Below are 14,036 nucleotides of genomic sequence, written 5' to 3'. Positions count from 1 at the left end.
CCGGTTAAAACAATAACCGGGGTTTTTTTATTTAATACTGTATGATACCTAAAGTTGCAATGATTGGTGGGGGTAGTTGGGCTACTGCTATAGTAAAAATGCTTTCTGATAATGAAACACCAAAAGAAATCTATTGGTGGATGCGCAATGAAGAGGCCATCAGTCACCTCAAAAAATACAAACACAATCCAAATTACCTGAGTTCCGTAGAAATCAGGCTTCCTGATAGCCACATATCAAATGATATCGTGCGCATCATTGAGCAGTCAGATTACATCATTTTAAATGTACCTGCTGCCTTCCTTAAAGAAACACTGAAAGACGTTACACCGGAACTGTTAAAGGGCAAGAAGATCATCTCTGCGATCAAAGGGATTGTTCCTGATGAGAATCAGATCATCGGCGAATTCCTGCAAACTAAATACCAGGTGCCGGTTAAAGATATTGTGGTCATCAGCGGACCTTGTCACGCAGAAGAAGTGGCGCTGGAAAAACTATCTTACCTGACTATAGCTTCCTTAGACGAAGATTTATCCGCATTTTTTGCCGGATTACTTCGCAACAGGTATATCAAAACAAATGTTTCTGATGACATCTTCGGAACTGAGTACGCTGCGGTATTGAAAAATATTTATGCAGTAGCCAGTGGAATTTGTCACGGGGTAGGCTATGGCGATAATTTTCAGGCGGTATTGATCTCTAATGCGATCAGAGAGATCAAAAGATTTGTGGATGCCGTACATCCCATCGACCGCGACATTAAAGAGTCTGCCTATCTGGGAGATTTACTCGTAACCGCTTATTCTCAGTTCAGCAGGAACCGTACTTTTGGAAACATGGTAGGGAAGGGCTATACCGTAAAATCCGCACAGCTGGAAATGAATATGGTAGCCGAAGGGTACTATGCGGTAAAGTGTATGCACCACATCAATTTAAAGTATAAAGTGGATATGCCAATCAGCAGGGCAGTATATGCGATTCTGTATGAGCAACATTCGCCACAGGCAGAAATGGGCTTACTTACGGAACAACTCAATTAAAAACAATTCTTCAAAACGCTTGTTATCAGTTTATAACAACAACATAGCGCTATGAGAAAACAAATTTTAGTTGCCGGACTAGCTTTGGCATGCTTTACGGCATTTGCGTTTAATGCAACTGCACAGGAAAAGAAAGAATCCGTTGGCCAGGCCATCGGTAAAACCGCTAAAAAAGTAGGGAATAAAACCGCTGAAGTGGCAGTAAAAGGAGCCTCAAAAGTTGCCGATCAGACCTATAAAGGAAAGATGGCGCCAGACGGTTCTGATGTTTATATCAACAGTAAAAATAAAAAGTACTATATCAATAAAAAGGGAGCGAAGGTATATCTGAAAGAATCTCAGATTAAAACCAGACCCGAAAACAAATCTTAACCAGATGAAATACGCAGGTTTAGAAACCTGTTAAATGAAAAAGGGTCGGTCTCCATATGGAAACCGACCCTTTTTTATATGATATGGGATTAAGATCTACGTCTTCTGTCGCCGCTACCAGCACCGCTTCCGCCTTCGCGTCTGCCTGCACCACCAGCTCCGCCAGCGCCACGATCTTCACGGCTTCTTCCAGAGAAATCTCTGAAACCACCTCCGCCGCCGCTTCCGCCACTGCTTCTTCTATCGCCACCACCGCTGCTTCTTCTGTCGCCGCCACCGCCGCTTCTTCCGCCGCCGCCGTAACTTCCGCCTTCGCGTCTGCCACCACCGCCACCGAATCCACCACGACGTTCGCCGCCACCACGACGTTCACCGCCGCCACCGTCGCCATCAGCTGTTTTCTCAATTCTAACACCACGGTTGTTGAATTCAACACCTTTGAAGTTACTGAATAAAGATTCTACAGTTGCATCTTCTACTTCAAAGAATGAATACACACCTTTTAAGTCGATTTTGCCAATGCTTTTTCCACTGATTTTACCGTTGTTACAAACAAAAGATAATAAATCACCTCTTGTAAAGTCATCTACCGAACCTAAGTTGATAAACAAACGTGTGTAACCTTCACTGTTTCTTGGACCTCTTTCGCCACGTTCTCCACGCTCAGATCTCTCACCGCGGTCGTCAGCAGAAGAGTTAAGATCTGGTGCGTTTTTGTAGTACTCTAAAAAGCGGTTAAACTCTAAAGATGCAAAACGTTTGATCACGTCTTCTTTACTTAATTCAGCAAACTCATCCATAATTCTAGGGATGTATTGCTCAATTTGAGCTTCGTTAACTTCTACATTGTGAACCTTGTGTACCAAAGCAAATAATTGCTTCTCACAAACGTCAAAACCTGTAGGTAAAGTAGCTTTGGTAAATTGTTTACCGATGATTCTTTCAATCTGACGGATTTTTCCAAGTTCTTTAGAGTTAACGATACAGATAGAAATACCCGATTTACCAGCACGGCCAGTACGACCAGAACGGTGAGTATAACTTTCAATCTCGTCAGGTAGTGAGTAATTCACAACGTGTGTTACGTTCTGAACGTCAATACCACGTGCCGCAACATCAGTAGCAATTAATAATTGCATGTTACGCTCACGGAAACGTTGCATTACTTTATCACGTTGTTGTTGAGATAAATCTCCGTGTAAAGCATCTGCATTATAACCGTCTTTGATCAAGTGCTCAGCAACGTCCTGTGTATCCATTTTGGTTTTACAGAACACTACCGCAAAGATTTCAGGGTTAAAATCTACGATACGTTTTAAAGCAGCGTATTTATCTCTTGCACGTACAATGTAGTACTCATGCTCAATATTTACGTTACCAGTGTTTTTGGTACCCATGGTTAATTCTACTGGAGAATCCATGTAGTTTTTCGCTATTCTTCTAACCTCTGGAGGCATAGTAGCGGAGAATAACCAGGTTTTTTTGTCGTCAGGAGTGGTAGACAAAATGTCGTTGATGTCTTCCTGGAAACCCATGTTCAACATCTCATCAGCTTCATCTAAAACTACATATTTCACACTTGTGAAATCTATAGCTTTTCTGCCAATAATGTCCAACATACGACCAGGTGTAGCCACAACAATTTGTACACCGTTTCTAATTTCACGCAACTGTTGCATAATGTTAGCGCCACCGTAAACGGCAACTACACTAGCACCAGAGATGTTTTTTGAGAAATTCTTGATGTCATTAGTAATCTGTAAGCAAAGCTCTCTTGTAGGGCATAAAATCAATGCCTGAGGCTTATTGCTTTTAAAGTCTATCAATTCTAACAGCGGCAAGCCAAATGCGGCTGTTTTCCCTGTTCCTGTTTGGGCCAAACCAACAAAATCGTTATTGCCCTCTAACAGTACAGGAATACTTTGTTCCTGAATAGGTGTTGGATTTTCGAAACCTAAATCCTTTACAGCATTAACAACGTCATCACTTATCCCCAATAATTTAAATGGGTTTATCATGTATATATATTATATTAAGCCGCAAAGATACAGTTAATTATTGGCATTTCAAGAGTGCGTAACTAAATAAAAATGAGGTAATTAATTATCGGAGCCTATCCGCCGACCTCAGTAATTGCTCGTCTTTTCGGATTCCGCGTAGTGCTAATGCACAAAAAATTAGACTGATAAGGGGAAGGAATGCACCAACACCAAGGTTTACCGAAGCGATCCCACCAGGCATATTTTGCGCCGCATTGAAGATCCAGAAGCCTAAAAATAACGTCGAAACCATCACGAAAATAGTTAATCGCTTCTGCCCGATCGTCTTTTTAAAAGTGAAAATCGTCGCAAAACACAACATACTTACCGCCACCGTATTCATAAATAATGGTTTAAAGTACTCGATTTTACCCGAAACACCATTCGTTTTTTTGTATAAACCCGTCGCAAGAATCCAATATTCTGATCCGGCCGACTGGCTGCTCACAATCGGAACAAACAATAAAAGTAAGATAGTTAGGCTCGCCAACAGCAGCCAGATAGATTGTACTCTTTGTATCATATCAGTTCAATAATTTCAACAAATATATTAAAAGGCCTATACTTACCAATCAATATCTTGATTCAAAAGATTAAATTTGCGCTATTGAAACCGAACATACAACGATATTTTATTGAACTGTCCTATAATGGGACTGCATTCCATGGCTGGCAGGTTCAGCCCAATGCCATTACCGTACAGGAGTGCCTCGACAAAGCTTTGTCGGTCTATTTCCGGCAGCCAGTCGCTAGCTTAGGTTGTGGCCGCACCGATGCCGGCGTTCATGCCACCGAGTTTTTTGCACATTTTGACCTGGAAATCAATCCGGAGAAACCTGTAAATGTAGAACGCTCCCTGGCTGGAATCAATTCCCTGCTGTCTTATCAGATTGCTGTGAAAAGAGTTTTTCCGGTCGCGGCTGAAGCACATGCCCGTTTCGATGCCACCCAAAGAGCCTATAATTATTACCTCCACTTCCATAAAGATCCTTTTAAATTAGAGCGTTCCTGGTTGTTTAAAGGAGATTTGGATGTGCCTGCCATGAATGAAGCCGCAAAGCTGATTCTCGCACATACCGATTTTTCCTGCTTCAGTAAATCCAATACCCAGACCTTTACCAATAACTGTAAGGTGACTGCCGCTTTTTTCGAGGAAATCGAAGGTGGATTGAAATTTACCATTTCTGCGGATCGCTTTTTAAGGAATATGGTGCGCGCAGTGGTGGGCACTTTAATCCGCGTAGGTAAGCATGAAATTACCAAAAATGATTTTCAGGAAATCATGGAGCAAAAAAACAGAAGTAATGCGGGACAATCAGTTCCTGCCTGCGGTTTGTACCTGGTCCAAGTTGTTTATCCCTATGTAACCTATTCATATGTCTAAAATAAGTGGTGATGCGTTAAATGTTGGCCTGTTGAGAAGAGTTTTTCAATATGTAAAACCTTACCGCAATATCTTTATCTGGGCAATCGTACTGACGATATTGCTGGCCTTAATTGCTCCGGCAAGACCATTCCTGATTCAATATACCCTGGATCATTACATCATGAAAGGGGAGTATGCCGGTTTACTAAATATGACGATCTTGATGTTGGTGCTACTGGTGGTTCAGGCAGGAATTCAATTTTGTCAGACACTGCTGACCAATACCCTGGGTCAGTCGGCCATACGAGATTTAAGAATCAACGTATTCAATCACATTACTAAATTAAGGTTAAAATATTTCGACAATACGCCCATCGGTCAATTGATCACCCGTACCGTTTCCGATCTGGAAACCATCGCAGAGATCTTTTCCGAAGGATTAATCGTGATCATCGGCGATATCCTGATGGTGATTGTGATCATTGCGGTGATGATTTACAGAGATTGGTCCCTTACTTTTGTCGTATTGCTGCCCATGCCTTTATTAATGATTGCAACTTCTGTTTTTCAGAAAGCCATCAAATCCGCTTTTCAGGAGATCAGAACGGAAGTCTCCAACCTGAATACTTATTTGCAGGAACACATTTCAGGCGTTTCTATCATCCAGTATTTTGCCAGAGAACAGCAGGAATATAAAAAATTCATCAAAATCAATGCCCGTTACCGTGATGCCAATATCCGCTCTAACTGGTATTATTCTATATTTTTTCCGGTAGTAGAAATCATTTCTGCCATGTCGCTGGGCTTACTCGTTTGGTATGGCTCTAAAAGTATTCTGGCAAAGCCGATGGATGTAACCCCCGGCACGATTGCCGAGTTCATCCTATATATAAGTATGTTGTTCCGCCCGATCAGGGAGCTTGCCGATAAATTCAATACCCTGCAAATGGGAATGGTGGGTGCAGAGCGGGTGTTCAAAGTATTAGATACGGACGAAAAAACGGAGGATAAAGGAACGTATGCGCCGGCAAAAATGGCTGGAGCTATTTCTTTTGAAAAGGTATGGTTCGCCTATATCGATGAAAATTATGTACTGAAAAACATTTCTTTTGAAGTGAAAGCCGGCAAAACGATCGCCCTGGTGGGTGCTACCGGTGCCGGAAAATCTTCTACCATCAATATCCTGAACAGGTTTTATGAGATTCAAAAAGGGCAGATTAAAATTGACGGGGTGCCAATTCAGGATTATAAACTGGATTTCCTGAGGAAAAATATTGCCACGGTATTACAGGATGTATTCTTGTTTTCAGATACCATCTTTAATAACATCACTTTAAATAATCCGGAAATCGGAATGGAAGAAGTGGTGAATGCGGCTAAAAAAGTAGGTGCTCATGATTTTATCGAGCGATTGCCGGGAGGCTACCAGTATAATGTGATGGAACGCGGTGCAACGCTTTCTGCCGGACAAGCGCAATTGATTTCATTTATTCGCGCGCTGGTCTATAATCCATCTATTCTGGTATTGGATGAGGCCACTTCTTCTGTAGATACAGAAACAGAGATGCTGATTCAGCGCGCCATTGAGAAGCTGATGAAAGGAAGAACTTCGATCGTGATTGCACACCGTTTATCGACCATTCAAAAAGCGGATCAGATTCTGGTGCTGGATAAAGGGGAGATTAAAGAAATGGGAACGCATCAGGAATTATTGAAGCTGGATGGCTATTACAAGCGTCTGTACGACCTTCAATTCAACTCCGGGGGCATTGTCTCTGCTTAAACTCCAACTGGTTAAGCAGGGTTATTACGGGATACTGAATCCTCTTTTAAAAATCGAAAAAAGATTGGATATATTGTGCGGTAAGTGGTTTTAGTTATCAGGGCGATCCGGGGGTGTTATCAGGGTTCTGGTAGGGCCTTGTAGGGCTGGTTGCCCTGTAGAAGCTGGCCCAACCCCGCAACAAGTTACTGTAAAATAACCGCTATTCCCGACTACTATTCGTTTACAACCACGCTAATGGTCTTGTCGAGTTTAATGGTGTGAACTACTTTTGTCCTTTCGCTGTACACCACTACTTTGTTTTCGTCTAAATACTGGATGAGTCTGTAAGGCTCTGAACACTGTACAAATCTCCATTGGGTATAAAACTGTTCTGCAAGGTCCTTTTCTTTTGGCAGGTAGGTGATGGCGATTTCTATATCGCTGATCTGGTCTATAAAAAAATGCTCATTACTGGTTAGTACTGCTTTTGATGCAGGAGCCTCCTGGAATTCTTTAATAGCCAGTAGCCTTAATGCATGTGAAGGTTGTGTTGGATTTCTGCTGATTACATTTACAATCAGGTTATTCACTTCATTTTTGGTGGTCAGGAACTTCCCGTTTCCTATGTTTATAATTTTAAATACGATACTAAGAGGCTTCATGCTAACTGATTGTTTTTTTTGTAAAGAAAGCAGAATTTGCGATTACTAACAAAATTTTTGTGACAATGGTTAGTTTACGGGTTGTATATTCGTTTATCCGGTATGAATTGTCGTTTATTTGACTTTTCAAAAGAAAAGAAAATTGATTGTTAGAAAAAATGAAAACCTATTGTAATAAATATGGTAATGAATTTGACAATCCATTTCAATTAGCTTAGATTTGCACAAAAAAAATTAGATACATGAGTGTTTTAGTAAATAAGGATTCAAAAGTTATTGTTCAGGGTTTTACTGGAAATGAGGGTACTTATCATGCCTCTCAAATGATAGATTACGGAACTAACGTTGTTGGTGGCGTAACGCCAGGCAAAGGTGGCCAGACTCATTTGGAAAGGCCCGTATTTAATACGGTAAAGGATGCGGTTGATCAAGCCGGTGCCAATGTATCTATCATTTTTGTTCCGCCGGCTTTTGCTGCAGATGCCATTATGGAAGCTGCTGAAGCAGGTATTAAAGTGATCGTTTGTATTACTGAAGGTATCCCTACAAAGGATATGATTCAGGTAAAATCATATATTTCTGACAGAGATTGCCGTTTAATCGGCCCAAACTGTCCAGGTATCATTACTGCTGATGAGGCAAAAATCGGTATCATGCCAGGCTTTATCTTCAAAAAAGGTACAGTAGGTGTGGTTTCAAAATCCGGTACTTTAACTTATGAAGCGGTTGATCAGGTAGTGAAAGCAGGTTTAGGTATTACTACTGCTATCGGTATTGGTGGTGATCCAATCATTGGAACAACTACTAAAGAAGCGGTTGAATTGTTAATGAACGATCCTGAAACTGAAGGTATCATCATGATTGGTGAAATCGGTGGTGGTATGGAAGCTGAAGCTGCGCTTTGGATCAAAGAACATGGTACTAAACCTGTTGTTGGTTTCATCGCTGGTCAGACTGCGCCTCCGGGCCGTAGAATGGGTCATGCTGGTGCGATCGTTGGTGGTGAAGATGACACTGCTGCTGCAAAAATGAAAATTATGGCTGAATGTGGTATCCGTGTAGTAGAAAGTCCTGCTGAAATCGGAGAAGCAATGGCTGCTTTATTGAAGAAATAATAAGATCTTCTTGTATAAATCAAAAGCTCTGGTGATTTTATCATCGGAGCTTTTTTTATTTAACGATGACAGGATTATGGCATTAAGGAAAAACTTTAAGCCTTTTTTGGCCGTATATTGTATAAATAAAGGAGCTATATATGAAAACCTTCCTCGATAAAACATTAATACTGGCTGGTTTGTTACTGATTACCAGTCTGACAGCCTGTGCACAAGGACAGAAAAAAGAACAGGGTCAGAAAGTAGAACCGACCCAAAAAACAAGCAAAAATCCTATGGAGTGGAACAAATTAACCAAAGCAGAAGAAGATGTGATCGTTCGTAAAGGGACAGAATATCCGGGAACCGGAACACTACTGAATAATAAAGAAAAAGGAACCTATGTATGTAAGCGTTGTAGCGCTCCTTTATTCACCTCTGAGAATAAATTTGAATCGGAATGTGGCTGGCCAAGTTTCGATGATGAGATCAAAGGGGCAGTAGAAAGAATTCCTGATGCGGATGGAATGCGTACCGAAATTGTATGCGCAAATTGTAAGGCACATCTGGGCCATGTATTTATTGGCGAAGGCTTCACCAGTAAGAATACAAGGAACTGTGTGAACTCTGTTTCCATGAGCTTTATTCCTGCTAAGAAATAATCGAACTTTTCGAGAAATTGCTATGATGCCCGGTGATAACTTACCGGGCATTTCTTGTTTATCCGGATAGAGTTTGCTTATGTTTGTCCTTTCACCAACAATTGTAAATATGAAGTATTGCTTATTTTTATGTTTGATGTTGTCTTTCACAGGCATTTCTGCCGGAGTAGACAATAGCGAAGAAACAATAAAAGCGGATACAACGGTACGCACAAAAACAGGTTATGCTACGTATTATGCCAGGAAATTTGAAGGTCGCCGCACTACCAGCGGAACCAGATACCGGGCACACAAAATGACAGCAGCCCATTTATCTTTACCCTTCGGCACAATCGTCACCGTCAAAAACCTGAGCAACGGTAAAAGCGTAGATGTGAAAGTGAACGACAGAGGGCCACACAGTAAAAAATACATTATTGATCTTTCTGCCGGAGCAGCAAAAAAACTCGGCTTCTTCAGTAAAGGACATTCCAAAGTAGAAATCAGCTACCAGCTGTATTCAGAATAGTCTAAAGGGGAATACCCCGGGATTTCTTCCCTTTTTCGCTATTTATCAACATCATTTACAAAGCATTGTAATCGATAAAATGAAATATTTAGCAAAATTCAACGTAATTAGTGTGTCAATTTTTTTTCAGCGTGTTGATAAATATGACCGCTTGTTAACAACTATTGTAACCGAATCAGAGCGCCAGACTTTATATTTGTTGTAGTAAAGTTCTTTAGTAAACCACATCAGGATTTTTAGTTAAAACTTTAGTATTTAGTGATTTAGGATAGATGGTGAATTTTCATTCGGCGCTCGTTTTAAAACTAAGTATGGATCGCCTGGCTGCTGGATTTTAGAACGCTTTTAAATTATTCTATACATTTATCCTTATTAAAAAGATGCTTATGCAAGAAGAAGAAGTATTATTAAGAGAAAACAAAGATCGTTTTGTTCTTTTGCCGATTAAATATCCTGAAATCTGGGAAATGTATAAGAAGAGTGAAGCCAGCTTCTGGACTGCGGAAGAGATTGATCTTTCTGACGATCAGAAACACTGGGATAACCTGAATGATGGCGAAAGACATTTCATTTCTCATATTCTTGCCTTTTTCTCGGCAAGTGATGGTATCGTCAATGAAAACCTTGCGGTAAACTTTATGAGTGAAGTGCAACTTCCGGAAGCACGTTGCTTCTATGGCTTCCAGATCATGATGGAAAACATTCACTCAGAAACCTATGCGCTGTTAATCGATACTTATATTAAAGATCCTGAAGAAAAAGACAGGTTATTCCATGCCATTGATACCGTTCCTTGTGTGAAGAGAAAAGCAGAATGGGCTTTAAGATGGATTGAAAATGGTAGCTTTGCGGAACGTTTAGTAGCTTTTGCTGCGGTAGAAGGTATCTTCTTCAGCGGTAGTTTCTGCTCGATTTTCTGGTTAAAGAAACGTGGTCTGATGCCAGGATTAACTTTCAGTAATGAGCTGATCTCGAGAGATGAAGGTTCACACTGTGAATTTGCCTGTCTGTTATACGGTATGTTGAAAAACAGACTAAGCGAAGAGCAGGTACATGGTATCATCCGTGATGCAGTAGAAATCGAGAAAGAATTCGTAACGGATGCTTTACCGGTAGCACTGATCGGTATGAACGCCAAACTGATGTCTCAATACATAGAATTTGTTGCCGATAGATGGTTGCAGGAATTGGGTTATACCAAAATCTACAATGCCACCAACCCATTCGATTTTATGGAAATGATCTCGCTACAGGGAAAAACCAACTTCTTTGAGAAAAGAGTAGGGGATTACCAGAAGAGCGGCGTCCTGACTTCAGCAGAAGATAAAGCAGCAGCTTTCTCTTTAGATGACGACTTTTAAGTACTTCCTGCTTTTCACAGGATAGTAAAAAAATAAATAATAGAAATTTGGTGGCACCTATTAAAGCTGAAAAATATGTTTGTAATAAAAAGAGATGGCCGTAAAGAAGCGGTTAGGTTTGATAAGATAACGGCTCGTATTGAGAAGTTATGTTATGGTTTTAATGTCGAACTGGTAGATCCGATTGATGTTGCCAAGAAGGTAATTGAAGGTTTATATGATGGTGTTACTACCTCTGAACTGGATAATCTTGCAGCAGAAACCGCCGCCTCTTTAACTACTAAACATCCTGATTACGCTTTGCTGGCATCCCGTATCGCCGTGTCTAACCTACATAAAAACACTTTGAAGTCGTTCTCAAAAACGATGGAAAGCCTGTATTTATATATAGATGCTAAAACCGGTAAATCCGCTTCACTGATCGCAGACGATGTTTGGGCAGTGATTCAGGAAAATGCAGATATCCTTGACAGTACCATTATATACGACAGAGATTTTGGTTTTGATTACTTCGGTTTCAAAACACTGGAGAAATCTTACCTGTTGAAAGTAGAAGGTCAGATTGTAGAACGTCCTCAGCATTTGTTTATGAGAGTTTCTGTAGGTATTCACAAAGGTGATATCGACAGTGTGATCAAAACATACAACCTGATGAGTGAGCGTTGGTTTACACATGCTACGCCTACCTTATTCAATGCGGCTACGCCAAAACCACAAATGTCTTCTTGTTTCTTGTTAACAATGCAGGATGATAGTATTGAAGGAATTTATGATACGTTGAAACAAACGGCTAAAATTTCTCAAAGTGCTGGTGGTATCGGATTGAGTATTCACAATATCCGTGCTACAGGTTCTTATATCGGTGGTACAAATGGTACAAGTAATGGTATCGTTCCAATGCTAAAAGTTTTCAATGATACCGCACGTTACGTGGATCAGGGTGGAGGTAAACGTAAAGGTGCCTTTGCAATCTACTTAGAGCCCTGGCATGCCGATGTATTCAGTTTCCTTGACTTACGTAAAAACCATGGTAAAGAAGAAATGCGTGCGCGTGATTTGTTCTATGCGCTATGGGTTTGTGATTTATTCATGAGACGTGTGGAAGAAAACGGCGATTGGAGCTTGTTCTGTCCACATGAAGCACCAGGTTTAGCGGATTGCTTCGGTGAAGAATTTGATGCGCTTTATGAGCGTTATGAAAGAGAAGGAAAAGCCCGTAAAACGATTAAAGCTCAGGAATTATGGTTCGCCATCCTGGATTCACAAATCGAAACCGGTACGCCTTATTTGTTGTATAAAGATGCAGCTAACAGCAAATCTAACCAACAGAATCTGGGTACGATTAAGAGCTCTAACCTTTGTACAGAGATCATTGAGTACACTTCTAAGGATGAAGTTGCCGTTTGTAACTTAGCTTCTTTAGCTTTACCTAGATACGTGATTAACGGTGAGTTTGACCACCAGAAATTATATGATGTGACTTATCAGGCTACTTTAAACCTGAACAAGATCATCGATTATAACTATTACCCTGTAATTGAGGCTCAGAACTCTAATATGCGTCACAGACCAATCGGACTGGGTGTACAGGGATTAGCAGATGCCTTTATTTTAATGCGTTTACCTTTCGAAAGTGAAGGTGCCCGTCAGTTGAATAAAGAAATCTTCGAAACGATTTACTTTGCGGCAATGACTGCTTCTCATGATTTAGCAGTGGTTAACGGCCCTTACCAGACTTTCGAAGGTTCTCCTTTGTCGAAAGGTAAGTTCCAGTTCGACCTTTGGAATGTGAAACCAGACAGTAACCGTTGGGATTGGGAAACATTGCGTACTAACGTAGTTAAAAACGGGGTTTATAACTCACTATTGGTAGCGCCAATGCCTACTGCTTCTACTTCTCAGATTTTAGGAAACAATGAGTGCTTTGAGCCTTATACTTCTAATATCTACACCAGAAGAGTATTAAGTGGTGAATTCGTTGTCGTAAACAAACACTTACTGAAAGATCTTGTTGCTTTAGGTCTATGGACTCCGGCAATGAAAGACAGAATTATTCTTGCGAATGGTTCGATTCAGGACATCGCTGAGATTCCTGATTATATCAAAGAATTGTACAAAACAGTTTGGGAAATCAAAATGCGTAGCATCATTGATATGGCTGCCGACAGGGGTGTTTACATCTGCCAGTCGCAATCACTAAACTTGTTTATCAATGCACCTAACACTTCGAAACTGACTTCAATGCACTTCTACGCATGGAAAAAAGGATTGAAAACTGGTATGTATTACTTACGTACACAAGCTGCTTCTCAGGCGGTTAAGTTTACAGTAGAGAATCAGGCTGGTAAAAACATGGAGCCGGTAATTCCTGAGCATATCGATCAGTCGGTAGAGGAAATTACTGATGGTCCGGTTTGTTCAATGGAAGAAGGTTGCATTAGTTGCTCTGGTTAATTCCAATCTAAACGCATAAACCATAAGGGGTAAGGTTCATTCCTGCCCCTTTTTTTATGTCTGGTTTAACAAGGTTATCCACATTCTGATTTGGAGTTCTACACAGCTTGTCCACAGCTTATACTGGTGTTCTGCACAATTGAACCTGCTTTATCCACTGTTCTCCACGTTTTTTAATCGATTTCCCACAGGTTACTAACGTGTTACCCACAGCTTACCAACAGGTTTTGCACAGGGTTATCCACAGCCATTATTTAGTTATCCACGAGGTTTTCCGACTTATCCACGAAGGGAAAAAGTTGTAAACAAGCTATCCACCGCTTGCTAACAGGTTATTCACGCGTTTCCCACAGGTTCTACACAGGGTTATCCACATGCTTGTTGGCTCTGAATAAGGTGTTTGTCATATTTATTAACGTTTATACACCTTAATCTACGATCTCGTATCTTTGTGAAACAATGGCCAAACACGAAATCATCCCATGCGAACGTTGCAATGCACCTATTGAGTGTAAGGCTAACTCCTACACCAAGTGTCAGTGTAGCGTGGTGCAATTGAACCTGAATGAGGTGCAATACATCAGTGAGCAGCATGATGGCTGTCTTTGCGCCAAATGTTTATTCGAACTTCAACAGGAATATAAGGACATGGTATCCGCTTAGAAATTATTTTCTGTTAACTTTGCAGCTGTAGCGCGATGTTTTAAGCGGGA

General features: G+C 40.8%; 13 protein-coding genes. 10 read left to right on the top strand and 3 right to left on the bottom strand.

Annotation, left to right across the window (positions count from 1 at the left end):
* The first annotated feature begins 41 nt into the window (after nt 1–41).
* Entirely contained in the window at nt 42–1,040 is a 999-nt protein-coding gene (locus R2Q66_RS01260; RefSeq protein ID WP_316746084.1) for an NAD(P)H-dependent glycerol-3-phosphate dehydrogenase, read from the top strand.
* Nucleotides 1,041–1,091: 51 nt separating this feature from the next.
* Entirely contained in the window at nt 1,092–1,412 is a 321-nt protein-coding gene (locus tag R2Q66_RS01255) for a hypothetical protein (protein WP_316746083.1), read from the top strand.
* A gap of 89 nt (nt 1,413–1,501) precedes the next feature.
* Here the strand turns inward: R2Q66_RS01255 and R2Q66_RS01250 are convergent, their stop codons facing one another.
* Both R2Q66_RS01250 and R2Q66_RS01245 read right to left on the bottom strand, forming a co-directional pair.
* Nucleotides 1,502–3,430: a DEAD/DEAH box helicase gene (locus R2Q66_RS01250; RefSeq protein ID WP_316746081.1), complete on the bottom strand. Its 1,929-nt coding sequence runs from the start codon at nt 3,428–3,430 to the stop codon at nt 1,502–1,504.
* Between the two features lie 85 nt (nt 3,431–3,515).
* Entirely contained in the window at nt 3,516–3,974 is a 459-nt protein-coding gene (locus R2Q66_RS01245) for a DUF4293 domain-containing protein (RefSeq protein ID WP_316746079.1), read from the bottom strand.
* A gap of 84 nt (nt 3,975–4,058) precedes the next feature.
* On the opposite strand from R2Q66_RS01245, the gene truA reads away from it, so the two are divergent.
* On the top strand, nt 4,059–4,835 hold the full coding sequence (gene truA / locus R2Q66_RS01240) for a tRNA pseudouridine(38-40) synthase TruA (protein ID WP_316746077.1): 777 nt from the start codon (nt 4,059–4,061) through the stop codon (nt 4,833–4,835).
* A complete protein-coding gene (locus R2Q66_RS01235) occupies nt 4,828–6,600 on the top strand; it encodes an ABC transporter ATP-binding protein (RefSeq protein ID WP_316746075.1) in 1,773 nt (590 codons plus the stop codon). The genes truA and R2Q66_RS01235 overlap by 8 nt, the downstream gene beginning before the upstream one ends.
* 215 nt (nt 6,601–6,815) lie before the next feature.
* Here R2Q66_RS01235 and R2Q66_RS01230 read toward each other — a convergent pair whose 3' ends face one another.
* Nucleotides 6,816–7,244 (bottom strand): hypothetical protein, encoded by a 429-nt coding sequence (locus R2Q66_RS01230; protein ID WP_316746073.1) that lies wholly within the window; start codon nt 7,242–7,244, stop codon nt 6,816–6,818.
* Between the two features lie 242 nt (nt 7,245–7,486).
* Here R2Q66_RS01230 and sucD point away from each other — a divergent pair, with 242 nt between their 5' ends.
* From sucD to R2Q66_RS01200, 6 genes are all read left to right on the top strand, one after another.
* Nucleotides 7,487–8,359: a succinate--CoA ligase subunit alpha gene (gene sucD, locus R2Q66_RS01225; RefSeq protein WP_316746071.1), complete on the top strand. Its 873-nt coding sequence runs from the start codon at nt 7,487–7,489 to the stop codon at nt 8,357–8,359.
* 140 nt (nt 8,360–8,499) lie between these two features.
* Nucleotides 8,500–9,000, top strand: a complete 501-nt coding sequence (locus R2Q66_RS01220) for a methionine-R-sulfoxide reductase (RefSeq protein WP_316746070.1) — start codon at nt 8,500–8,502, stop codon at nt 8,998–9,000.
* Nucleotides 9,001–9,109: 109 nt separating this feature from the next.
* On the top strand, nt 9,110–9,508 hold the full coding sequence (locus R2Q66_RS01215) for a septal ring lytic transglycosylase RlpA family protein (RefSeq protein WP_316746067.1): 399 nt from the start codon (nt 9,110–9,112) through the stop codon (nt 9,506–9,508).
* Between the two features lie 386 nt (nt 9,509–9,894).
* Nucleotides 9,895–10,869: a ribonucleoside-diphosphate reductase small subunit gene (locus tag R2Q66_RS01210; protein ID WP_265840727.1), complete on the top strand. Its 975-nt coding sequence runs from the start codon at nt 9,895–9,897 to the stop codon at nt 10,867–10,869.
* 75 nt (nt 10,870–10,944) lie between these two features.
* Complete coding sequence (locus tag R2Q66_RS01205) at nt 10,945–13,323, top strand: ribonucleoside-diphosphate reductase subunit alpha (protein WP_316746064.1); 2,379 nt, start codon at nt 10,945–10,947, stop codon at nt 13,321–13,323.
* A gap of 459 nt (nt 13,324–13,782) precedes the next feature.
* Complete coding sequence (locus R2Q66_RS01200; RefSeq protein WP_316746062.1) at nt 13,783–13,986, top strand: cysteine-rich CWC family protein; 204 nt, start codon at nt 13,783–13,785, stop codon at nt 13,984–13,986.
* Nucleotides 13,987–14,036 lie beyond the last annotated feature (50 nt).

The sequence above is a fragment of the Pedobacter gandavensis genome, from assembly GCF_032677645.1.
GTDB lineage: Bacteria > Bacteroidota > Bacteroidia > Sphingobacteriales > Sphingobacteriaceae > Pedobacter > Pedobacter gandavensis_A.
The sequence above is the reverse complement of the archived record's forward strand: the minus strand, read 5'-3'. Positions and strand labels throughout refer to the sequence as shown.